This window comes from Streptomyces sp. NPDC007205 (assembly GCF_040634095.1).
Taxonomy (GTDB): domain Bacteria; phylum Actinomycetota; class Actinomycetes; order Streptomycetales; family Streptomycetaceae; genus Streptomyces.
Genome location: NZ_JBEYEW010000001.1, coordinates 230,720 through 252,866 on the forward strand (window position 1 = coordinate 230,720; position 22,147 = coordinate 252,866).

20 protein-coding genes are annotated in these 22,147 nt (G+C 71.5%); 11 read left to right on the plus strand and 9 right to left on the minus strand.

Annotation, left to right across the window (positions count from 1 at the left end):
* Positions 1-134 precede the first annotated feature (134 nt).
* The gene (locus ABZ624_RS01050) at positions 135-1,253 is read right to left on the minus strand and encodes a hypothetical protein (protein WP_360081461.1); all 1,119 of its coding nucleotides are present in this window, start codon (positions 1,251-1,253) and stop codon (positions 135-137) included.
* Positions 1,254-1,432: 179 nt separating this feature from the next.
* Between ABZ624_RS01050 and ABZ624_RS01055 the strand changes: the two genes are divergently transcribed.
* Positions 1,433-2,587, plus strand: a complete 1,155-nt coding sequence (locus tag ABZ624_RS01055) for a cystathionine gamma-synthase (RefSeq protein ID WP_360081462.1) — start codon at positions 1,433-1,435, stop codon at positions 2,585-2,587.
* 124 nt (positions 2,588-2,711) lie between these two features.
* Here ABZ624_RS01055 and ABZ624_RS01060 read toward each other — a convergent pair whose 3' ends face one another.
* The 3 genes from ABZ624_RS01060 to ABZ624_RS01070 form a co-directional block, all read right to left on the minus strand.
* Positions 2,712-2,960 (minus strand): hypothetical protein, encoded by a 249-nt coding sequence (locus tag ABZ624_RS01060; protein ID WP_360081463.1) that lies wholly within the window; start codon positions 2,958-2,960, stop codon positions 2,712-2,714.
* A gap of 49 nt (positions 2,961-3,009) precedes the next feature.
* On the minus strand, positions 3,010-3,525 hold the full coding sequence (locus ABZ624_RS01065; protein WP_360081464.1) for a sigma factor-like helix-turn-helix DNA-binding protein: 516 nt from the start codon (positions 3,523-3,525) through the stop codon (positions 3,010-3,012).
* Between the two features lie 164 nt (positions 3,526-3,689).
* Positions 3,690-4,214 carry a MarR family transcriptional regulator gene (locus tag ABZ624_RS01070; protein ID WP_360081465.1) on the minus strand — a complete coding sequence of 175 codons (525 nt, stop codon included), beginning with the start codon at positions 4,212-4,214 and terminating at the stop codon, positions 3,690-3,692.
* A gap of 144 nt (positions 4,215-4,358) precedes the next feature.
* On the opposite strand from ABZ624_RS01070, the gene ilvA reads away from it, so the two are divergent.
* On the plus strand, positions 4,359-5,588 hold the full coding sequence (gene ilvA, locus ABZ624_RS01075) for a threonine ammonia-lyase (RefSeq protein ID WP_360081466.1): 1,230 nt from the start codon (positions 4,359-4,361) through the stop codon (positions 5,586-5,588).
* Between the two features lie 139 nt (positions 5,589-5,727).
* Here ilvA and greA read toward each other — a convergent pair whose 3' ends face one another.
* On the minus strand, positions 5,728-6,228 hold the full coding sequence (greA, locus tag ABZ624_RS01080) for a transcription elongation factor GreA (protein WP_360081467.1): 501 nt from the start codon (positions 6,226-6,228) through the stop codon (positions 5,728-5,730).
* Between the two features lie 189 nt (positions 6,229-6,417).
* Positions 6,418-6,816, minus strand: a complete 399-nt coding sequence (locus ABZ624_RS01085; protein ID WP_360081468.1) for a DUF4307 domain-containing protein — start codon at positions 6,814-6,816, stop codon at positions 6,418-6,420.
* A gap of 135 nt (positions 6,817-6,951) precedes the next feature.
* On the opposite strand from ABZ624_RS01085, the gene mca reads away from it, so the two are divergent.
* Positions 6,952-7,812: a mycothiol conjugate amidase Mca gene (gene mca, locus ABZ624_RS01090; RefSeq protein WP_360082127.1), complete on the plus strand. Its 861-nt coding sequence runs from the start codon at positions 6,952-6,954 to the stop codon at positions 7,810-7,812.
* Positions 7,805-8,050 (plus strand): hypothetical protein, encoded by a 246-nt coding sequence (locus ABZ624_RS01095; RefSeq protein ID WP_360081469.1) that lies wholly within the window; start codon positions 7,805-7,807, stop codon positions 8,048-8,050. The genes mca and ABZ624_RS01095 overlap by 8 nt, the downstream gene beginning before the upstream one ends.
* A 9-nt stretch (positions 8,051-8,059) precedes the next feature.
* Here the strand turns inward: ABZ624_RS01095 and ABZ624_RS01100 are convergent, their stop codons facing one another.
* Positions 8,060-11,263 (minus strand): tetratricopeptide repeat protein, encoded by a 3,204-nt coding sequence (locus ABZ624_RS01100; protein WP_360081470.1) that lies wholly within the window; start codon positions 11,261-11,263, stop codon positions 8,060-8,062.
* Between the two features lie 212 nt (positions 11,264-11,475).
* Between ABZ624_RS01100 and ABZ624_RS01105 the strand changes: the two genes are divergently transcribed.
* Positions 11,476-11,817: a PPOX class F420-dependent oxidoreductase gene (locus ABZ624_RS01105; protein ID WP_360081471.1), complete on the plus strand. Its 342-nt coding sequence runs from the start codon at positions 11,476-11,478 to the stop codon at positions 11,815-11,817.
* A gap of 83 nt (positions 11,818-11,900) precedes the next feature.
* On the opposite strand, the gene ABZ624_RS01110 is transcribed toward ABZ624_RS01105, so the two are convergent.
* Positions 11,901-12,287, minus strand: coding sequence for a hypothetical protein (locus ABZ624_RS01110; RefSeq protein WP_360081472.1), 387 nt, complete (start codon positions 12,285-12,287; stop codon positions 11,901-11,903).
* Between the two features lie 126 nt (positions 12,288-12,413).
* On the opposite strand from ABZ624_RS01110, the gene ABZ624_RS01115 reads away from it, so the two are divergent.
* The 6 genes from ABZ624_RS01115 to ABZ624_RS01140 all read left to right on the plus strand — a co-directional run bounded on the left by ABZ624_RS01115 (position 12,414) and on the right by ABZ624_RS01140 (position 21,799).
* Positions 12,414-13,004: a helix-turn-helix domain-containing protein gene (locus ABZ624_RS01115; RefSeq protein ID WP_360081473.1), complete on the plus strand. Its 591-nt coding sequence runs from the start codon at positions 12,414-12,416 to the stop codon at positions 13,002-13,004.
* Positions 12,985-15,018, plus strand: a complete 2,034-nt coding sequence (locus ABZ624_RS01120; RefSeq protein ID WP_360081474.1) for a thioredoxin domain-containing protein — start codon at positions 12,985-12,987, stop codon at positions 15,016-15,018. The genes ABZ624_RS01115 and ABZ624_RS01120 overlap by 20 nt, the downstream gene beginning before the upstream one ends.
* A gap of 268 nt (positions 15,019-15,286) precedes the next feature.
* The gene (locus ABZ624_RS01125; RefSeq protein ID WP_360081475.1) at positions 15,287-16,555 is read left to right on the plus strand and encodes a glycosyltransferase; all 1,269 of its coding nucleotides are present in this window, start codon (positions 15,287-15,289) and stop codon (positions 16,553-16,555) included.
* Positions 16,552-18,204, plus strand: coding sequence for a glycosyltransferase family 39 protein (locus ABZ624_RS01130; protein WP_360081476.1), 1,653 nt, complete (start codon positions 16,552-16,554; stop codon positions 18,202-18,204). Before ABZ624_RS01125 ends, ABZ624_RS01130 begins: the two co-directional genes overlap by 4 nt.
* Entirely contained in the window at positions 18,201-19,367 is a 1,167-nt protein-coding gene (locus ABZ624_RS01135; protein WP_360081477.1) for a glycosyltransferase family 2 protein, read from the plus strand. Before ABZ624_RS01130 ends, ABZ624_RS01135 begins: the two co-directional genes overlap by 4 nt.
* 29 nt (positions 19,368-19,396) lie before the next feature.
* A complete protein-coding gene (locus ABZ624_RS01140; RefSeq protein WP_360081478.1) occupies positions 19,397-21,799 on the plus strand; it encodes a galactose oxidase early set domain-containing protein in 2,403 nt (800 codons plus the stop codon).
* Here ABZ624_RS01140 and ABZ624_RS01145 read toward each other — a convergent pair.
* Positions 21,786-22,130: a hypothetical protein gene (locus ABZ624_RS01145; protein ID WP_360081479.1), complete on the minus strand. Its 345-nt coding sequence runs from the start codon at positions 22,128-22,130 to the stop codon at positions 21,786-21,788. The genes ABZ624_RS01140 and ABZ624_RS01145 overlap by 14 nt on opposite strands.
* Positions 22,131-22,147: the final 17 nt, after the last annotated feature.

Genomic DNA, 22,147 nt, shown 5'->3' on the forward strand with positions numbered 1-22,147 from the left:
CCCTCCGGAAATGCCCACGGCACATGGAAAGAACACCGTCGTCGTGCATCCCGACGGTCTACCGGCCCTGCGGCTGCCGGCCAAGACCGGCCCGCACCGGATACGGAGCCGGGCGGGGGCCCGCGGCCGGCGGCTCAGCCGGGCAGGGTGGCAGGGCTGCCGCCGTTGGCCTCGTAACCGGCCACTGCCAGGGCGCGGTACACGGCGAACTCGGCGGCCGGGTCGGCGGACAGCGTCCAGGGCAGCGCGCCGATGTGCCCGTCGACGTGTATCAGCTGGTGCATGGCCTCCTGCCAGCGCTCGGCCCGGACCAGGAAGAAGATCAGCAGATGCCGGACGTGCGCGAGCATCGGGTCGTCGGGGCGGGCCGAGTGCACCGCGTGCAGCGCCCCGTGCATCGCCTTGGTGACGACCTCGCTCCGGTAGAACCCCGCCACCAGGTTCACCTCGGGGAGGTGCTCGAAGACCGCGAACAGGGGCAGCGCGGCGAGCAGCGAGCCCTGCGGGGCGCGGGCCGCGGCGGCCTCGGCGAAGGAGTACGCCTGCTCGCGCGAGCCGTGCCACTTCTCGCACCAGTAGTGCAGCGCGGCCAGATGCGCGCCCATGTGATGCGGGGCGCGGTCGAGGATCTTCAGCCACAGCTGGTCGGACTCGGCCTGCGCATAGGCGAGTCCGCGGGCGATGGACAGCTCGATGATGTACGGCACCGGGTCGCCGGGGGCGAGCAGGGCCGCCTGCCCGCACGCGTCCCGGGCCTCCTCCATGATGATCCGGAAGTCGTGCGTGCCCGGCGTCGACGTCCGCCAGGCCTGCTGCACCAGGAACTCCGCGTAGACGGCGGCGCCGCCCGCGTCCTTGGGCTGCTCGGCCCGCCACACCCGCAGCCACTGGCCGCCCGGCGTCTCGTGCACCCCGCCGGGCCGCTGCTGCAGCTCCAGCGCGGCGGCGCCCGCGAACGCCTGCACCCGCTGCCAGCGCTGCTCCTCCTCGGCCCCGGTGCCGGCCAGCAGCTGGGAGGCCGCACGATAGTCCTGCGTGCGCTGCACCAACTCCAGGACGTCCAGCAGGTCCTGGTCCGGTCCGGGCATGCGCACGTCCAGCTCCTCCTGAAGCACGAAGCCGTAGGCCGCCGGGTCGGCGGCGTCCGGGTGCCCCGGAGGAACCTGCTCGATCACCCCGCGCCTGCGCCGCATGAGCGGGAGCAGCACGAAGCTCAGCATGAGCAGCGCCATCAGCAGCCAGAGAATCGACATGCCTCAAGCGAACCAGACGCCGCCGACACTTGGCCAACCCCGCCGCCGAGCTGTGGAAAACTCAGGTCCTGCTCATGACAGGACCCGCTGCCGGGGTGATGCGGGGAAATCCCTCGGTTCCGCGATGGCCGAGCTTCGCGGGCCTCAGCATCCGGCCGAGCGCACTACGCTCGGTGGACATGAGCGACAGGCACATCAGTGAGCACTTCGAGACCCTCGCGATCCACGCGGGCAACACCGCGGATCCCCTCACCGGCGCGGTGGTCCCGCCCATCTACCAGGTCTCGACCTACAAGCAGGACGGCGTCGGCGGACTGCGCGGCGGCTACGAGTACAGCCGCAGCGCCAACCCCACCCGTACCGCCCTGGAGGAGAACCTCGCCGCGCTGGAAGGCGGCCGTCGCGGCCTCGCCTTCGCGTCCGGCCTTGCGGCCGAGGACACCCTGCTGCGCACGCTGCTCACCCCCGGTGATCACGTGGTGATCCCGAACGACGCCTACGGCGGCACGTTCCGGCTCTTCGCCAAGGTCGCCACGCGCTGGGGTGTGGAGTGGTCCGTCGCCGACACCAGCGACCCGGCCGCCGTACGGGCCGCGATCACCCCGAAGACCAAGGCCGTCTGGGTGGAGACCCCCTCCAACCCGCTGCTCGGCATCACCGACATCGCCGCTCTCGCTCAGGTCGCGCACGACGCGGGCGCGAAGCTCGTCGTCGACAACACCTTCGCCACGCCCTACCTCCAGCAGCCGCTGGCGCTCGGCGCGGACGTCGTCGTCCACTCCCTCACCAAGTACATGGGCGGCCACTCGGACGTGGTCGGCGGTGCGCTGATCGTCTCCGACCAGGGGCTCGGCGAGGAGCTGGCCTACCACCAGAACGCGATGGGCGCCGTCGCCGGTCCCTTCGACTCCTGGCTGGTGCTGCGCGGCACCAAGACCCTCGCGGTGCGGATGGACCGGCACAGCGAGAACGCCACGAAGATCGCCGACATGCTGACCCGGCACGCGCGCGTGACCAGCGTGCTCTACCCGGGCCTGCCCGAGCACCCCGGCCACGAGGTCGCCGCGAAGCAGATGCGGGCGTTCGGCGGCATGGTGTCCTTCCGCGTCGAGGGCGGCGAGGAGGCCGCGGTCGCGGTCTGCAACCGGGCCAAGGTGTTCACCCTCGGCGAGTCGCTCGGCGGCGTCGAGTCCCTGATCGAGCACCCCGGCCGGATGACGCACGCCTCCGCGGCCGGTTCCGCACTGGAGGTGCCCGCCGACCTGGTACGCCTGTCCGTGGGCATCGAAAACATCGACGACCTGCTGGCCGACCTGCAGCAGGCCTTGGGCTAGCCGAGACGACAACCGTCCGAGGCCGGTTCACGGGACGGGGCCCGCCGACGGAAGCAGACCGATGTCGCGCGCGGCCGCCGGTCCGTATGCCTGCGGCAGGTCCTGGCGTCGTGGACCGGTCGGCTCACCAGCCCGTGATCGGCGGAGTCGTCTGGGAGGGCGGCTCCGCCCACGGGTGCACACGGGCCGCCCACACGCTGAACGCGACGGCCGCGGCACACGCCAGCAGCCACAGCACCCGCCGCACGAGCAGCCTGCGCCGCAGCAGGCGCTCGCCGCGCTGTACCGCGTCCGCACACAGATCCGGCGGCACCGGCACCGGGACCTGCTCCATGATCCGCCGCGCGGCGGCCTCCCGTTCGGCCCGGTTCACCACGCCCTCCCCTCGCGCCGCGGCGCCGGGATCACCGGGCCGTAGCCCCTCATGACGGCACCACCTTCCGGCCCGCCGTGTGCGGGCCCTGGGGAGGGCCCGCAGGGCGGGACGGATGGAGCAGGGTGGCGGTCGCGCGGTCGCAGATGGTGTGGACGCGCTCCTTGGGGAGCCCCAGCAGGGCCGCTGCCTGTTCTTCGGCGACGCCTTCGTAGAGGCGCAGTACGAGGATCAGCCGCTCCTGCTCGGTGAGCGCGGCGAGCGGACCACGCGGATCGGGGCGGGCGCGGCCGAGGGCGCCGTACCGGTGCCAGGTCGCGCGCGCGAACCGGGTGGCGAGGTACTGGCGGGCGCAGTCGTACGGGTCCTCCCCGTGCAGCCGGTCCCAGCGCGCGTAGGTGTGGGCGAGCGTGCGCGTCAGAAGGCGCCGCGCGCGCGGGTTGGCGTGCGGCGACTCCGCCGTGAGCAGGGTGGCGGCATGCAGCAGACGTCCGGCCGCGCCCGCGACGAACGCCTCGAACTCCCGGGCCCGGCGGGCACCTCGGGACCCCTGCCGATCACGCACCGCGCCTCCCCCCAGAGGGGCCCCACTGCCCGGTACGGGACAGGTGAACCGCGTACGACACACGACCCGGTCTCATATGAGACCGGCGGCGGCCCCGGGTCAAGACTCCGGAACCGACCGGTGCCGGCGGGGGCCCGGTGGCCCGGTGTCGCGGACCGCGGCGGTCAGGACGCCGGCGACTCTTCCACCGGTCCGGGCCCCTGCACCGTCATCCGCGCGGAGAGCGCGGTGTTGAAGCGGGTCAGGAGCGTGCAGAACTGCTCGCGCTCCTCCGGTGCCCAGTCGTGTGTCAGGTCTGCCATCAGCTGACGCCTGGAGGAGCGCACCTCGTCGAGCCGGGTGACCCCGCGCGGGGACAGCTGGAGCACCACCGCACGCCCGTCCTCCGGGTGCGAGGTGCGCTTGACGAGCCCGGTGTCGACCAGCGGAGCCACCTGCCGGGTGACCGTGGAGGAGTCGATGCCCATGCTCGCGGCGAGCGCCTTGACGCCCATCGGGCCTTCCTTGTCGAGGCGGTTGAGCAGGAGATACGCCGCGCGGTCCATGGAGTTGCGCACCTGCCCGACACCGCCGAGCCGCGTCTGTTCGGCACGGCGGGCGAACACCGCCACCTCGTGCTGGAGGGTGTCGAGGAGACCGGTGTCACCGACGGTCGTCATGTCCATCGACAATTCAGGTGTTGTGGGCATGGCCGGAGGCTCGCTTCATGAAGGGCTGCTGGGTTGGGGGACAGGGTACGCGGCCCGGCGTCAAGCCGTACCGGCCCTGCACAAACCGGTCTCGGAGCTTGGTCACCCAAGTCGTGTACGAGCGTGAACTGCGATGCTGGAGTCATGAGCTACCGCACGGATGGCACCTTGCGTTCCGTCACCCTCGACGATGTGCGCGGCGCCCAGAAGATGCTCTCGGGCGTAGCACGGGTGACCGCGATGGAAGGCAGCCGGCACCTGTCCCAGCTGGTCGGGGCGCCGGTGCACCTGAAGTGCGAGAACCTCCAGCGCACCGGCTCGTTCAAGCTGCGCGGCGCCTATGTGCGGATCGCCGGGCTGCTGCCGGAGGAGCGGGCGGCCGGCGTGGTGGCCGCGAGCGCCGGGAACCACGCGCAGGGCGTGGCGCTGGCCTCCTCACTGCTCGGTGTGCACTCCACGGTGTTCATGCCGAAGGGCGCCCCGCTGCCGAAGGTCAGTGCGACCCGGGACTACGGCGCCGAGGTGCGCCTGCACGGTCACGTGGTCGACGAGACGCTGGCCGCTGCCGAGGAGTACGCGGCCGACACGGGCGCGGTGTTCCTCCACCCCTTCGACCACCCGGACATCATCGCAGGTCAGGGCACGGTCGGCTTGGAGATCCTGGAGCAGTGCCCGGAGGTGCGCACGATCGTCGTCGGTGTCGGCGGCGGCGGACTCGCGGCCGGGATCGCGGTCGCGGTGAAGGCGATACGGCCGGACGTCAGGATCGTCGGTGTGCAGGCGGAGGGCGCGGCGGCCTATCCGCTCTCGCTGGCCGCAGGGCACCCGGTCGCGGTGGAGAACCCGGTGACGATGGCCGACGGCATCAAGGTGGGGCGGCCGGGTCTGGTGCCGTTCGGGATCATCGCGGACCTGGTCGACGAGGTGCGCACGGTCAGCGAGGACCAGTTGTCGGCCGCGCTGCTGCTGTGCCTGGAGCGGGCCAAGCTGGTCGTGGAGCCGGCCGGGGCGAGCCCGGTCGCGGCGCTGCTGGCGGCGCCGGACGCCTTCGAGGGCCCGGTCGTCGCGGTGCTCTCCGGCGGGAACGTGGACCCGGTGCTGTTGCAACGTGTGCTGCGCCACGGGATGGCCGCGCAGGGCCGCTACCTGGCCGTCCGGCTCCGGCTGACCGACCGGCCGGGCGCTCTTGCCACGCTTCTCGGGGTGTTGTCGGCGGTCGACGCCAACGTCCTCGACGTGAGTCACGTACGCACCGACCCCCGGCTCGGACTCACGGAGGCGGAGGTCGAGCTGCATCTGGAGACGAAGGGTCCGGCGCACTGCACCGAGGTCGGCCGGGCCCTGCGGGACGCCGGCTACACGGTCATCGGCTGACGCCGAGCGTTCGGCCTGAGCGTGCGTGCCCGGCAGGTACCGCTCGGCCACCGCCTGACGCGTGCGGGCACGGGGAAGCCCCCGGTGTCCGGCGGGATCCGGCGGACACCGGGGGCTTCGAGGTCCTGTCGGGGGTGGGTCAGCCCGGGTACGGCTCGGCCTTCAGGATCTTCACCGAAGCCTTCTTGCCGTTCGGCAGCTCGTACTCCGCGTCCTCGCCGACCTTGTGGCCGATGACGCCGGTGCCGAGCGGGGACTGCGGCGAGTACGTCTCGATCTCCGCGCTCGCGTACTCGCGGGAGGCGAGCAGGAACGTCAGTGTGTCGTCCTCGTCACCGTCGAAGGCGATCGTGACGACCATGCCGGGCGCGACGGCACCGTCGGCGGAGACCGGAGCCTCGCCCACCTTGGCTTTCTCGAGAAGCTGGGTCAGCTGCCGCACGCGCAGCTCCTGCTTGCCCTGCTCCTCCTTGGCCGCGTGGTACCCGCCGTTCTCGCGCAGGTCGCCCTCCTCGCGCGCGGCCGCGATCTTGGCGGCGATCTCCGTGCGCGCAGGACCAGTAAGGTACTCAAGCTCGTCCTTGAGCTTGTTGTACGCCTCCTGGGTCAGCCAGGTGACGTTCTCGCTGGTCTGGGTCACAGGGTGCTCCTCGTCGGTACTGGGAATACAAAGCATCGCCCTACCCCGAAGCATGTTCCCTCTTGGATGGGCGAAACCACGAGCCTAACAATTCAAGGCCGGAAGGGGGAGGACATAAGCCATCAGAATTGCATCAACGCAGGTCAGAGCGTGCGTATTCCGGGTGACGGCTGGGGTGTCCGGTGGCCGTCAGCCGGTGTGGCAGCCGAGCAGCTCGGCCGTCGTGCCCTTCGCCGTCGTACGCAGCGTCACGACCCTGTCGATGCGCTTCACCGGCCCGGTGAAGCGGAAGTCGGCCCGGCCGACCTCGGCGCCGTCCGCCGACTGGGAGCGCAGGGTGCAGTAGCCCGAGGTGCCGGAGTCCTTGTGGACCTCCAGATGCACCTTGACGGCGTTGTCCGTGGCGTCGAAGGCGATCACCTGGGCGCTGATCCTGGTCTGGACGACGTAGTGGTAGGCGAAGTAACCGACCAGTGCGAGCAGCACCGCGCCGAGCACCGCACCGGCGACCCTGAGCTTGCGGTCGGCACGCTCGTCCGAGGAACGGCCGTAGCGGCCCTCGGGCAGCCGTGCGCTCGCCGTACTCATGATCGTCCTCTCGGCAGGAACCGAACCCGGAATTATTCGCCCCCCGATTCGGTCACTATAGAAGCCTGCGATCGCGCCGAAGACACGGGGCGCCGACTTACCGAGGATTGAGTCTTGACTGACCAGTTGCGACTGATGGCCGTTCACGCGCACCCCGACGACGAGTCGAGCAAGGGCGCGGCCACCATGGCGAAGTACGTGTCCGAGGGGGTGGACGTGCTGGTGGTGACCTGCACCGGCGGAGAGCGCGGGTCCATCCTCAATCCCAAGCTGCAGGGCGACACGTACATCGAGGAGCACATCCACGAGGTACGCAAGAAGGAGATGGACGAGGCCCGCGAGATCCTCGGCATCAAGCAGGAGTGGCTCGGCTTCGTCGACTCGGGACTGCCCGAGGGCGACCCGCTGCCGCCGCTGCCCGAGGGCTGCTTCGCCCTGGAGGACGTCGACAAGGCGGCCGGCGAGCTGGTGAGGCAGATCCGCGCCTTCCGCCCGCAGGTGATCACCACCTACGACGAGAACGGCGGTTATCCGCACCCCGACCACATCATGACCCACAAGATCTCCATGGTGGCGTTCGAGGGCGCGGCGGACAGCGAGAAGTACCCGGAGGCCGAGTACGGCCCCGCCTACCAGCCGCTCAAGCTGTACTACAACCAGGGCTTCAACCGCCCCCGCACCGAGGCCCTCCACAACGCCCTGCTCGACCGTGGCCTGGAGTCGCCGTACGGGGAGTGGCTCAAGCGCTGGAAGGAGTTCGAGCGCACCGAGCGCACGCTGACCACGCACATTCCGTGTGCGGACTTCTTCGAGATCCGCGACAAGGCGCTGATCGCGCACGCCACCCAGATCGACCCCGACGGCGGCTGGTTCAAGGTGCCGATGGAGCTGCAGAAGGAGGTCTGGCCGACGGAGGAGTACGAGCTGGCGAAGTCTCTCGTCGATACGTCCCTCCCCGAGGACGACCTCTTCGCGGGCATCCGCGACAATGCCTGACATGAGCGCAAGCGTGAGCCTGGCAGTGACGCACCTCGTCCCCCTCGCCAAGGAGGTCGACCAGAACAAGGTCACCCCCGGTGTCCTCGGCTTCATCGTCTTCGCGGTGATGGCCCTGGCGGTGTGGGGCCTGATGAAGTCGATGAGCAAGCACATGCGGAAGGTCGACTTCAAGGAAGCCCCGGACCCGGCGGCGGAGCAGGCGGCGAAGGCCGACTCCGCGGCACAGCGGGGCTGACCCCGAGCGTCAGCGCCACGCCGGTACCGCCACCCCCATCACCTCCCGGGCGTGGCGGTCCGGAGTCATGCGCAGCCGCCAGGCCTGCCAGCCGTCCTCCAGGCTGGTCCCGCGTTCCAGCAGCAGGGCGTACGCCGAGACGTAGTCGGCGAGCTTCTCGTCCCGCAGGGCGTGGTCGGTGCGGGTCAGCTGGGCCAGCTCCTCCTGGGCGACCGCCGTGCCCACCTCCACCCCGCCCGGCGCCGCGTACGGCAGCAGGGTGCAGCGCAGGAAGCGGGCCCAGTCCTCGCCGCGCCGGTCGCCGTAGGAGGCGAACAGGTCCAGCGCCTCGTCGCACAGGGCCAGCGCCGCCTGTGTACGGGCGTTGCCCGCGTCGACCACCGCCAGCTCCAGGCAGGTCCATGCCTCGCCGTGGGCGACGCCGATGCGCTGGAAGTCGGTGCGGGCGTCGACGAGGAGCTGCCGGGCGAAGCCGGAGTTGCGCAGCGAGCCGGTCTGCGCGGCCCGCTGGTCGCGGGTGACCCGGGCCGAGTGGTGCCGGGCGCAGGCGAGGCCGTAGACGTCCCGCATCCGGGAGAACATCGTCCGGGACCGCTCCAGGTCGCGGACCGCCGGATCCAGCTCGCCGGTCTCCTCCAGCGCCTGGCCCAGGTAGTACAGCGTCCACGCCTCTCCGCGCGCGTCCTCGTTCTCCCGGTGCCGGGCGGCGGCCTGCCTGAGGCCCTCCACGGCCGGAGAGGCGTCGCCGGCCACCAGGCGCGCCCGGGCCAGCTGGGTCAGCGCCCAGGCCTCGCCGCGTGCGTCGCGCGTGCGGCCGTACCGCTCCAGGGCGGCCCGCAGCTCGGTCTCCGCGCGCGGTGCGTTGCCCAGCCGCAGGGCCAGCTGGCCGAGCTGGAAGTGCGCCCAGGCCTCGCCGTGCAGCGAGCCGCCCTCGCGGTGCAGGACCAGGGAACGGGTGAGCAGTTCCAGCGCCTCGGCCAGCCGGGCCCGGTCGCGCTGGACGGCGGCCAGGGCGTGCATGGTCCAGGCCCGGTCCGTCGCCAGCTCCGGCGCCGCCTGCAGGTCCAGTGCTTCTTGCAGCCTGGCGGCGGCCTCGGTGAGGTTGCCCTGGTGGTGCAGGGTGATCCCGAGGGAGCACAGGGCGCGGGCCGCACCGGCGTCGTGGTGCGCCTCCCGGTACAGGTCCACCACCGAGGTCAGCGTGGCGCGCGCCTTGTCCAGCTCGCCCAGCTGCCGGGCCGCGATACCGGTACGCCACTGCACCGAGCGCACCAGCAGCCCCTGGTCCACGGTCTGCGTCAGCTCGCTGATCTCGCCGAGCCGGTACAGGTCGCCGCGCAGCAGGCAGTAGTCGCACAGCGCGCCCAGAAGGTTCAGCACCGCCGACTGGTCCACGCCCTCCGCGTGCCGCAGGGCCGCGGTGATGAAGCTGGACTCGTCGTCCAGCCAGCGCAGCGCCTCGTCCAGCGAGGTGAACCCGTGCGGGCCGAACTGGTGGGCGCGCGTCGACATGTTCCCGTCGACCAGGCGCAGCACCGAGTCGGCCAGCTCGGCGTAGTTCACGATCAGCCGTTCCTGTGCCGCGGTGCGCTCGGCCGGGTCCTCCTCGTCCAGCAGCCGCGCCTGGGCGAAGGCGCGCACCAGGTCGTGCAGCCGGTAGCGGCTGCCGCGCACATGGTCGATGAGGCCGGCCCCGGCGAGGGCGGTGAGGTGGCGTGTGGCCTCCGCCTCGTCCGTGGCGAGCAGGGCGGCGGCCGCCGCGGCGCCCAGCGACGCCCGGCCCGCGAGCGCGAGCCTGCGCAGCAGCCGGCGCGCCGGCTCGGGCTGGTCGGTGTAGCGCAGCCACAGGGCCCGCTGCACCGGTTCCACCGGGCCGTAGGCGCCCAGGTCCGCGGCCAGCTGCCGGGGCGAGCGGGGGCCGAGCGCGGAGCCCGCGATCCTGAGCGCCAGCGGCAGCCCCGCGCACAGTGCCTGGATCCGCTCGGCGGACTCGGCGTCGTACGGACCCGACGCGCCCTCGGCCGCCGCGCCGAGCAGTTCCTCGGCACCGGCCGCGTCCAGTGCCTCGACCGGCAGGTGGTGCACCCAGGCCGGCAGGTCGGCGGGGTGGTCGAGGGCGGTACGGGCGGTGACCAGGACCAGGCTGTCGGAGCGCTCGGGCAGCAGTGCCCGCACCTGCTCCGGGTCCGAGGCGTCGTCCAGCACGATCGTCACCGGCAGCCCGGTCAGCTGCTGGTGGTACAGCTCGCCGAGCCGCTTGACCTGCTGGTCGGGGGAGGAGCGTTCCCGGAACAGCAGCTGCTCGCGGGGTGCGCCGAGCCGGTTGAGCAGATGCAGCAGGGCGTCCCGGGTCGCGAGTGGCGCCTCCTCGCGCGTGCCGCCGCGCAGGTCCACGACCACCGCGCCGCGGAAGTGGTCCCGCAGGTCGTGCGCCGCGCGGACCGCGAGCGTGGTCCGGCCGGAGCCGGGCTCGCCGTGCAGCACGACCACGGTCGGCCGGGTCTCCGTGGCCGCCCTGGCCGCCTGCGCCCACTGCCGGATCCGCGCCAGCTCCGCCCGGCGTCCCGCGAACGGGCCGGCCGGGTCCGGGAGTTGACCGAAGGACTGCTCCAGCACCGTGCGCCGGCGGGCCGCGGCACTCTTGTCCGCGCCGCGCAGCGTGGGGCCGCCGGTCTTCTTCGGCCCCGTGGAGGCGCTGATCACCCGCTGCTGGTCGAGGAACGGGCGGATGCCGCGCACCTCCAGCGCGGTCAGCCACTGCAGTCGCAGCTGCTCGGGTCCGCCCGGCTGTCCGGCGGCGCCCGCTTGGTGGTGTGCGGCGGGCACATGGGCCCCGGCCGCCTTCACCACGGAGGCGGCGGCCCCGACCACGCCCGCGGTGACGCCCGCCCCGACGGCCGTGCCGGTACCGGTGCCGAGCGACAGGTCGGCCACGGTGGCGGCCACCGCGGCAACGGCCGCCACCAGTAAGGCCGTTCCGGCGCCCTGGCGGGCGTACCGCTGCCCGAAGGTGAGCCGGTGCGCCCCGGCCTCGTCCAGGGCGCGGGTGTAGGTGTCGTACTCCTCGCCGGCCGCCCCCGCCATCGTGTCCAGCGCACCGCGCGCCCGGGACAGCAGCACCTGCCCGTCGATCCGCCCGCCCGAGCGCCGGACCTCCTCCTCGACCGCCCGCAATAGCAGTCGCTCGGCCTCCGCCCGATGCCCGTCCCGCATGTCCCGTCCCCCTCCGGCCGTACCGTCCTTGCGTATGAGTGTCCTTCGGCGGGGGCGGAAGCGGGAGGGGGGTGGTCGGTGGGGAGTTGGGGAAGTGCGGCAACGTCCTTGTGAGCGTGTGCCGTTCGGCGTTGGGGAAGGCGGTCGGGCTGAGGTAATCCGATCGACAGGCAGCCGCCGGCCGACCTGGGTTCCGGGGTGTGACAGTCACCTTGAACGATGCCGTGCGCAAGCTGCTGGACGATCCGGTCCCGGCGGTCCTGGCCACCGTCAACGCGGACGGGAGCCCGCAGACCTCGGTCGTCTGGGTGGGGCGGGAGGGGGACGGCCTGCTCGTGTCGACGGCCGCGGGCCGGCGCAAGGAGCGGAACGTCCGCCGGGACGCGCGGGTGAGCCTGACCGTGTACGACCCGGCGGACCCCCTGCGGTACGTCGAGATGCGGGGCACGGCGACGGTCACCGAGGACGTCGGCCGTGAGCCGGCTGTCCGGCTGGCGAGGAGTACGAGGGCCCTGGGGCCGGCCGGGAGTATCGGGAACTGCCGCCTGAGGTGACGCGCGTGGTGATACGGATCAGCCCTGTGCGGGCGCTGGGCACGCTCATCGGCTGATCGCGTCCCGGGGCATGCTCGGGCACCTCAGCGGGTGTCCACCGGCCCCCGCCCCTTACTCAGCGCGAGGCGGACACACGCCCCCGCCAGCGCTCCCTCCGCCACCGCGCACAGCAGTGCCTCGGTCAGCGAGGTGCCCGTGCCCGCCGTCGTTATGTCGAACCAGGCGTCCAGCACCGCCACCGACGCCGTCGCCGAGGCCGTCAGGCGGGCCCTGGCGTCGCCGCGCAGGCCGAGCAAGGCCGTTGCCGCGCAGCCCGTCGCCATGAGGACGTCGAGTCCGATCCAGGCCAGCGGCCAGTTGTCCACCTGGGTGCTGCCCGGCAGGGTCCGGGCCAGCACCACCATCCATGGCATCAGCAGGACCGCCGCCGCTCCCAGCAGAACCCAGGGCCACTTCTTCCGTACGCTCACGTCCTCACGCTCCCCCTCACCGTCATGACTCCGACTGCCTCCACCGTAGACCGCAGAGAAAATTCTGCAAAGAAAAGTCGGCATACCTCAGGGGCTTCTCAGGGTTCTCAGGGTTACCGTGGCCGGATGACCGACGGCATGCCCGAGATGACCAGCCTGGAGCGCACCGCTCTGTACAAGTCCCTCGGCAACCCCCTGCGCCGCCGGATCCTGGAGTACCTCGGCCGGCACGGCGAGGCGAACTCCACCGTCCTCGCCCGCGAACTCGGCGAAAGCTCCGGTACCACCAGCTACCACCTGCGCAAACTCGCCGAGCAGCGGCTCATCGAGGAGATCCCGGAGAAGTCCGGCGGCCGGGAGCGCTGGTGGCGGAGCCTGCCCTTCAGCCACACCACCCCCGACCCCGCCACGATGACCCCCGACGAGTACGCGGCCGCCGCCCAGCTCGCGCACCTCAAGATCGAGTTCGACACCGCCCTCTACCGCCGCGCCCACCAGGAGTACCGCGGCCCCGGGGGCTGGGCCCAGATCCAGCGCCACGGCACCTGGATGACCAGGGACGAACTGCTCGACTTCATGCGGGAGTACCACGCCCTGCTCGGGCGGTACGGCCACCCGCGCGAGGAGGCCCCGGACGGGGCGCGCCCGGTGTCCATGCGTTTCTACGCGGTGCCCGAGCCCGTGGGAGAGTGGAACGGTGAACCGACTGGCCCATGAGACGTCCCCGTATCTGCTCCAGCACGCCGACAACCCCGTCGACTGGTGGCCCTGGTCGGTCCAGGCCTTCGACGAGGCCCGCAGGACCGGCAAACCCGTGCTGCTGAGCGTCGGATACAGCAGCTGTCACTGGTGTCATGTCATGGCTCACGAGTCCTTCGAGGACCAGGCCACCGCCGACTACCTCAACGAGCACTTCATCAACATCAAGGTCGACCGCGAGGAACGCCCCGACGTCGACGCGGTCTACATGGAAGCCGTACAGGCCGCCACCGGGCAGGGCGGCTGGCCCATGACGGTGTTCCTCACCCCGGACGCCGAGCCGTTCTACTTCGGGACGTACTTCCCGCCCGCGCCGCGGCACGGGATGCCCTCCTTCCGGCAGGTGCTGGAGGGGGTCCGGCAGGCCTGGGACACCCGGCGTGACGAGGTCTCCGAGGTCGCCGGGAAGATCGTCCGTGACCTCGCCCAGCGGGAGATCGTCCAGCAGGCCCCGCAGCCGCCCGGCGAAGGGGAACTCGCCCAGGCCCTGCTGGGGCTGACCCGCGAGTACGACCCGCAGCGCGGCGGATTCGGCGGGGCACCGAAGTTCCCGCCGTCCATGGTGCTGGAGTTCCTGCTGCGGCACCACGCGCGCACGGGCGCCGAGGGCGCGCTGCAGATGGCCCAGGACACCTGCGAGCGCATGGCCCGCGGCGGTGTCTACGACCAGCTCGGCGGCGGGTTCGCCCGCTACTCCGTCGACCGCGACTGGGTCGTGCCGCACTTCGAGAAGATGCTGTACGACAACGCCTTGCTGTGCCGGGTGTACGCGCACCTGTGGCGGGCCACCGGCTCGGACCTCGCCCGGCGCGTCGCCCTGGAGACCGCCGACTTCCTCGTGCGTGAACTGCGCACGGAACAGGGCGGGTTCGCCTCCGCGCTCGACGCCGACAGCGACGACGGCAGCGGACGGCATGTCGAGGGCGCGTACTACGTGTGGACGCCCGAGCAGCTGCGGGCACTCCTCGGGGACGCGGACGGCGAACTCGCCGCCCGGTACTTCGGGGTGACCGAGGAAGGGACCTTCGAGCACGGGCAGTCCGTCCTCCAGCTCCCCCAGGAAGACGTCCTCTCCGACGCCCAGAAGATCGCCTCCATCAAGGAACGCCTGCTCCACAAGCGCGCCCAGCGCCCCGCACCCGGCCGGGACGACAAGGTCGTCGCCGCCTGGAACGGCCTCGCCGTCGCCGCACTCGCCGAGACCGGCGCCTACTTCGACCGGCCCGACCTGATCGAGGCCGCCCTCGGAGCCGCCGACCTCCTCGTCCGCGTCCACCTCGACGACCACGCCCGCCTCGCCCGGACCAGCAAGGACGGGCGTGTCGGCAGCAACGCCGGGGTGCTGGAGGACTACGGCGATGTCGCCGAGGGCTTCCTCGCGCTCGCGTCCGTGACGGGCGAGGGCGTCTGGCTCGACTTCGCCGGGCTGCTCCTCGACCATGTGCTCGCCCGCTTCACCGACCCGGAGACCGGTGCGCTCTACGACACCGCCTCCGATGCCGAGCGGCTCATCCGCCGGCCGCAGGACCCCACCGACAACGCCGCCCCGTCCGGCTGGACCGCCGCGGCCGGTGCCCTGCTGGGCTATGCCGCCCACACCGGATCCGAGGCCCACCGGGCCGCCGCCGAACGTGCGTTGGGGGTCGTGAAGACCCTCGGACCGCGGGTGCCCCGGTTCATCGGCTGGGGACTCGCCGTCGCCGAGGCCCTCCTCGACGGGCCGAAGGAGGTCGCCGTCGTCGGGCCCGACCTCGCGGACGAGCGGACAACCGCCCTGCACCGTACGGCACTTCTGGGGACCGCGCCGGGCGCCGTGGTCGCCGTCGGCGTCGCGGAGAGTGACGAGTTCCCGCTCCTCGCCGACCGTCCGCTCGTGGCCGGTGCACCGGCGGCGTACGTCTGCCGCCACTTCACCTGCGACGCGCCGACGACCGACCCGGAGCGGCTGCGGGCCGCGCTCACCCGCCGCTGAACAGCCCCCGAGCAGTCCCAGAACAGTCCCAGAACAGTCCGGAACAGCCCCTGAGCTGCGCGAGCGCACGGGAAACGCCCTGGGGTGAACTGTCCTGATGTGAGCGGGTGTTCGGATACATCCGGTAATCGCACCCCTTTCCGAAACAGGCTATTTATCGGAACGGTTCCCGCGCTTCACACTTCCCCCCTAGTCTCTCCACAGCGACGCGACGGGTGTGACGCCCCGTCGCGTGCACAGGGGGTATCGGGGATCTGGGGGGATCTTTTTGCTCACGTCTGTCTTCATCGGCGCCGTCTCACTGGCCCTGTTCTGGATGGCGGCCTTCACCCTGTGGTGGCAGTTGCACGCGTGGCGCACGCCCGAGGTGCTGGCCTCCACCCGGTTCGGCAGACCGGACGGTGGCGAAAGCCTGTCGTTCTCGCTGCTGTTGCCCGCCCGGCACGAGCAGGCGGTGCTGGACCGCACCATCCAGCGGCTGCTGGAATCCACACACACCGACTTCGAGATCATCGTGATCGTCGGGCACGACGATCCGGAGACCACCGAGGTGGCCGAGAAGGCCGCAGCCCGCGACCAGCGGGTCCGGGTCGTCGTCGACACCCACGAGAAGAAGAACAAGCCGAAGGCCATGAACACGGCGCTGCCGCACTGCCGCGGCGAGGTCGTCGGGGTCTTCGACGCCGAGGACCAGGTCCATCCGGAGCTGCTCGCCCACGTCGACCACGCCTTCCGCACCACCCGGGCGGACGTCGTCCAGGGCGGCGTCCAGCTCATCAACTTCCACTCCAGCTGGTACAGCCTGCGCAACTGCCTGGAGTACTTCTTCTGGTTCCGCTCCCGGCTGCATCTGCACGCGCAGAAGGGGTTCATCCCGCTCGGCGGGAACACCGTGTTCGTCCGGACCGGCGTCCTCAGGGAAGCGGACGGCTGGGACCCCCACTGCCTCGCCGAGGACTGCGACCTGGGCGTCCGGCTGTCCAGCGTCGGCAAGAAGGTCGTCGTCGCCTACGACTCCGACATGGTCACCCGTGAGGAGACCCCCGGCTCGCTGATGTCGCTGCTCAAGCAGCGCACTCGGTGGAACCAGGGTTTCCTGCAGGTGTACCGGAAGAAGGACTGGAAGCAACTGCCCGGGTTCGGGCAGCGGCTGCTCGCCCGGTACACCCTGATGACGCCGTTCCTGCAGGCCTTCTCCGGCGTGGTCATCCCGGTCAACGCGGCCGTCGCGCTCTTCCTCGACGTGCCCGTCGGCGTCGCCTTCCTCACCTTCCTGCCGCTGGTCACCGCCGCCGTCACCGTCGTCTTCGAGGTGGTCGGGCTGCACGACTTCGGCAAGCAGTACGACCTGAAGGTCCGCTTCATCCACTATGTGAAGCTCATCGTGGGCGGCCCCTTCTATCAGGTCCTCCTCGCCGGTGCCGCGATCCGCGCCGTCTGGCGCGAGCAACGCGGACGTACCGACTGGGAGTTGACCACGCACGTCGGCGCGCACCTCACCGCGGCCGAGTCCACCCGAGAGGACATTCCTGCGTGACCTCCACACTTCCCGCGGTGACCGCAGCGAAGGTCCCCGCGCAGCACACACCTGCGCCCACAGCCCGTTCGACCGGTCGAACGCAGCCGCCGTCACGGCTCCGCTCCTCCCGCCCCGACCTGCTCCTGTGCGGTGTCCTGCTCACGGCGGTCCTCGTCGTCCAGGGCTGGAACATCGCCGCCTATCCGACCCTCAGCGACGACGAGGGCACCTACCTCGCCCAGGCCTGGGCCGTCCAGCAGGGCCGGGGCCTGGCCCACTACACCTACTGGTACGACCATCCACCGCTCGGCTGGCTCCAGATAGCCCTGCTCAGCTGGCTCCCTTCGGCAGTGAGCCCCGGCTCGATGACCGTCGGCACCATGCGGCTCGTCATGCTGCTGGTCAGCGGCGCCGGCACAGTCCTCGTCTACGTCCTCGGGCGCCGGCTCTCGCTGCCCCGCTGGGCCGCCGGACTCGGCATGGCCCTGTTCGGGCTCTCCCCGCTCGCGGTCGTCCTCAGCCGGGAGATCTTCCTCGACAACATCGCCGTGATGTGGCTGCTGCTGGCGTTCTGCCTCGCCGCCTCGCCCAGCCGCCACCTCTGGCACCACTTCGGCGCGGGCCTCGCCGCCGCCGCGGGCGTCCTCACCAAGGAGACGATGCTCGTCGTCCTGCCCGCCCTGCTCGTCACCATGTGGCGGCACAGCCACCGCGACACCCGCAAGTTCGCCCTCACCGGAGCCGTCACCGCCTGCACCCTGACCGGTTTCTCCTACCCGCTGTTCGCCCTGCTCAAGGGCGAGTTGCTGCCCGGTGCCGGACACGTCTCCCTCTGGGACGGCATCACGTACCAGATGTCCAGGCCGGGCTCGGGATTCATCCTCGACGCGGGCTCCGGCTCGTACGGCGTTCTGCACTCCTGGCTGTACTACGACCGCGTCCTGCCCCTCGGCGGCCTCGCCGGAGCCCTGCTCCTGCTGCTCACCTGGCGCTGGTCGGTCACCGCCCGCGCGCTCGCCGGACCGGCCCTCACGGTCGCCGTCCTTGCCGCCGTCGCCCTGCGGCCGGGCGGCTATCTGCCCGCCATGTACATCATCGGCGCGCTGCCCTTCCTCGCCCTGGTCCTCGCCGGCGGCACCGCCTCCGTCGCCCGGGCGGTCATCAGCAGGTGGCGCAAGGACAGCGAGCGCCGATACGTCACCGGCGGCCGGTACGCGCTCGCCGCCGTCCTCGCCCTCGCCGCCGGTGCCTACGTCGTACCGCACTGGTACGACGGCGACCGCACCGCCGTCACAGCCGACGCCAACCGGCCCTACCGGCAGGCCTCCCACTGGCTCGGCACGAAGGTGGCGGACCCGGAGGACACCCGGGTCCTCGTCGACGACGCCCTCTGGCTGGACCTCGTGCACGCCGGCTACCGGCCCGGGCTCGGCGCCATCTGGTTCTACAAGGCCGACCTCGACCCCGCCGTCACCAGGACCCTGCCGCACGGCTGGCGGGACCTCGACTACGTCGTCGCCTCGCCGACCGTCCGCCGCGACGCCAAGGACCTGCCGAACGTCAGGGCCGCCATCCAGCACTCCACGCCGGTCGCCACCTTCGGCAGCGGCGAGGACCGCATCGAGATCCGGCGGATCCAGGCCGCGGCCACGGGGGCCGCCCGATGAGCGAGTACACCGCCCCGGTACCCGGCCTCGACGCCGTAGAAGTCCCCGAACCCGGCGCCGTCACCATCGTCGTACCGACCTTCAACGAGTCCGCGAACATCCGGCAGCTGCTGCGGCAGATCACCGAGTCGGTGCCCGCGCGGCTGCCCTGCGAGGTGGTCTTCGTGGACGACTCCACCGACGACACCCCCGAGGTGATCCGCGAGGCCGCCCAGGACTGCCCGTTCCCGGTGGCCGTACTGCACCGCGCGCAGCCCGTCGGCGGGCTCGGCGGGGCGGTGGTCGAGGGGCTGAGGGCGGCGACCTCGGAGTGGATCGTCGTCATGGACGGCGACTGCCAGCATCCGCCGTCCCTCGTACCGGAGCTGATCGCCACCGGCGAGCGGGCGAACGCCGGGCTCGTCGTCGCCTCCCGGTACACCGAGGGCGGCAGCCGGGCCGGGCTCGCCGGCGGCTACCGGGTGGCCGTCTCGCGCGGCGCCACCTGGCTCACCAAGGCCCTCTTCCCGCGCCGGCTGCACGGCATCAGTGACCCGATGAGCGGGTTCTTCGCCATCCGGCGCAGCGCCGTCACCGCCGACGAGCTGAAGCCCCTCGGCTACAAGATCCTGCTCGAACTGGCCGTCCGCGGCCGCCCCCGCCGGGTCGCCGAGGTGCCGTTCGTCTTCCAGGACCGGTTCGCCGGCGAGTCCAAGTCCACCGCGCGGGAGGGCTTCCGCTTCCTGCGCCACCTGGCCGGCCTGCGCACCGCGTCCCCGGCCGCCCGCATGATCGGCTTCGGGCTGATCGGAGCGAGCGGCTTCGTACCGAACCTGGTGGGCCTCTACGCCCTCACCGCCCTCGGCATGCACTACCTGCCCGCCGAGATCCTCGCCAACCAGTCCGGCGTCGCCTGGAACTTCCTGCTCATCGAGCACCTGCTGTTCCGCGACCGGCGCGCACACCGCCGCTGGTGGGACCGGCTCGGCCGGTTCGCGCTCCTCGCCAACGCCGACCTGGTGCTGCGCATCCCGCTGATCGCACTCCTCGTCGGCCGGTTCGGCATGGGCGCCCTGCCGGCCACCGCGCTGGCGCTGGTGCTGACCTTCGTCCTGCGCTTCGTCGGCACCGAAGCGCTGGTCTATCTCCCGCGACGCCGCCGTGCCCCGGCGTCCGCCCGATAGCACAGCCGTACCACCGCAAGGAGAGCCGTGTGAGCCGTTACCGCAGACGAACAGCGCTGGTCGGGGTGGGCGCCCTGACCGCCGGTCTGCTCCTCACCTCGCCGCAGAGCGCCGAGGCCGCAAACCTGATCAAGAACCCCGGCTTCGAGGCGGCCGGCACCGGTGACATGCCGTACTGCTGGGAGAAGGCGGGCTGGGGCGACAACGACTTCACCTACGAGACCACGTCCGACGCGCACTCCGGTGCGAAGGCCATGAAGGTCACCCTGACCCGCCGGGTCGACGGCGACCGCAAGGCGATGTTCCTGGAGTCCACCGACTGCGCGCCCGCCGTGAGCGTCGGCAAGCAGTACGACCTGGGGCTCTGGTACAAGACCACGACCCCGGACGCGAACGTCACCCTCTTCCGGCACGACAGCACGACCGGCTGGCAGTACTGGACCGACGTCAAAACCCTCGACATGGCGTCGAGCTGGACCCAGGCCACGGTCCGCACCCCCGAGGTACCGGCCGGCACCGACCGCATCACCTGGGGCGTCTCCGTCTACGGCACCGGCTCGGCGACCACCGACGACTACACCATGGAGCAGGTCCCCGACCCGCTCCCGCCTGCCCGGTGCACCGGCACGAGCGACCAGTGCGCCAACGGCAGCTGGTCGGTGCTGCCGACGCAGAACCCGGTCCGCTCCATGCACTCGGTCGTCCTCAACAACGGCAAGGTGCTGCTGATCGCCGGCTCGGGCAACAGCGAGGCCGCCTTCAACGCGGGCACGTTCACCTCCGCGGTGTACGACCCGGCGACGGGCACCTACAAGGTCGTCCCCACACCGAAGGACATGTTCTGCGCCGGGCATGTGCAGCTGCAGGACGGCCGGGTGCTGGTGCTGAGCGGCAACAAGGCGTATCCGGTCGCGGGCGGGCACGGCTACGAGGGGTTCAAGGACTCGTACATCTTCGACCCCGGCACCGAGACCTACACCAAGACGAACGACCTCAACGACGGCCACTGGTACCCGTCGGCGACCGAGCTGGGCAACGGTGACGTCATCACGTTCGGCGGGCTGCGCGAGGACTCCACGGGGTCGGTGACCGCCGACCGCTGGTCGGACAAGGACCAGCAGTGGCTGCCGGCCTGGAAGGTCAACCAGACCTGGTCCTTCTGGGGCCTGTACCCGGCGATGGTGCTGATGCAGGACGGCCGCCTCTTCTACACGGGCAGCCATGTCTTCGGCAACAACATCCCCGGCACCGGCTCGGCGATCTACGACTACGACGCCAACACGATCACGCAGATCCCGGGGCTCCAGAACAAGGACGAGCGCGACCAGTCGGCGTCCGTGCTGCTGCCCCCGGCGCAGGATCAGCGGGTCCTCACCATCGGCGGCGGCAACATCGACTCCAACCCCGACGCGAACCGCCTCACCGACGTGATCGACCTCAAGCAGGCCAACCCGTCGTACGTCGCCGGTCCGCCGGTCCCGCAGGGCACGGTCGACCTCGGCGGCGGCAAGGTCGCCGAGACCGGCAACCAGGGCAAGATGTACGTCTCCGCGGTCCTGCTGCCCGACGGCAAGGTGCTGGAGACCGGCGGCGCCCTGCACAACCGGGCCAACCCGGTGTACGAGTCGTCGATCTACGACCCCGGCACGAACACCTTCGACCCCGTCAACGCGGACCCCCAGTCCCGTGGCTACCACTCCTCGGCGTTCCTGCTGCCCGACGGCCGCGTGATGGCCACCGGCGACAACCCGGGCAACGGCACCTGGAACCACAACGTGTCCATCTACACCCCGCCCTATCTCTACAAGGGCACGCGTCCGACGATCACCTCGGTGATCAGCCAGGAGTGGAAGTACGGCGACACCCAGCGGATCACCGTCGACCACCCCATCGCCAAGGCCGAGTTGGTCCGCCCGGCCGCGGTCACCCACTCCTCCGACCCGAACCAGCGTTTCGTCGACCTGCCGCTGAGCGTGGACGGCAACAACGTCGACCTGAACGTGACGAACAACCCGAACATCGCCCCGCCCGGCTGGTACATGCTCTTCGCCGTCGACGCCAACGGGGTTCCCTCGGTGGCCAGGTGGGTGCACCTGACGGGCCCGGCGGCCCTCAGCTCCACCACCGCCGCCCCGCACGTCCACGCCTTCGCCGACGCCCTGTCCGGCAAGGAGTCCGGGCCGGGCCCGAAGCGCACCTCGCAAGCGGTCAGCCCGACGCTCTCCGGCTGCGACCGGCACTACGGCTCGGTCAACGTCTGTGTGCCGACGGTCTTCCCGCCCGAGGTGAAGAAGTCGGCGGCGGCGCGCTGCACCTGGCTCAAGCGGAACCACTACGGCCGGCTGAAGGTCAACGGCGGCGACGACCCGCTGGGCCTGGACCGCAACCGGGACGGGGTGGCGTGCGGGAAGGGGGACGTCACGCGCCGCTGAGGATCATCGCGCCCAGCGTGAGCTGAGCACTCCACTGCAGGAACACGGCCCAGAGCCTGGCGCAGGTCCGCCGGGCTCTGGGCCACACCAGTGCCGCGAGACCGGCGGAGAGCGCCAGCCAGAAGGCGCCGTACGGGGCCGAGCCGGGGATGGCCGAGCACTGTTCGCCGTACATCAGGCACATGGTGCCGCGCTCACCGGAGAGCACGACCACCCAGGACAGGACGACGATCGGCAGGAGCGCGAGGAGCCCGGCGACGGCCCAGCCGGTGATGAAGCGGTCCTTCTGCTGCGGGGTGAGCGTCACCGGCTGCGGGGTCGTGGTGTTCATGGCCCCATCCGACCGCG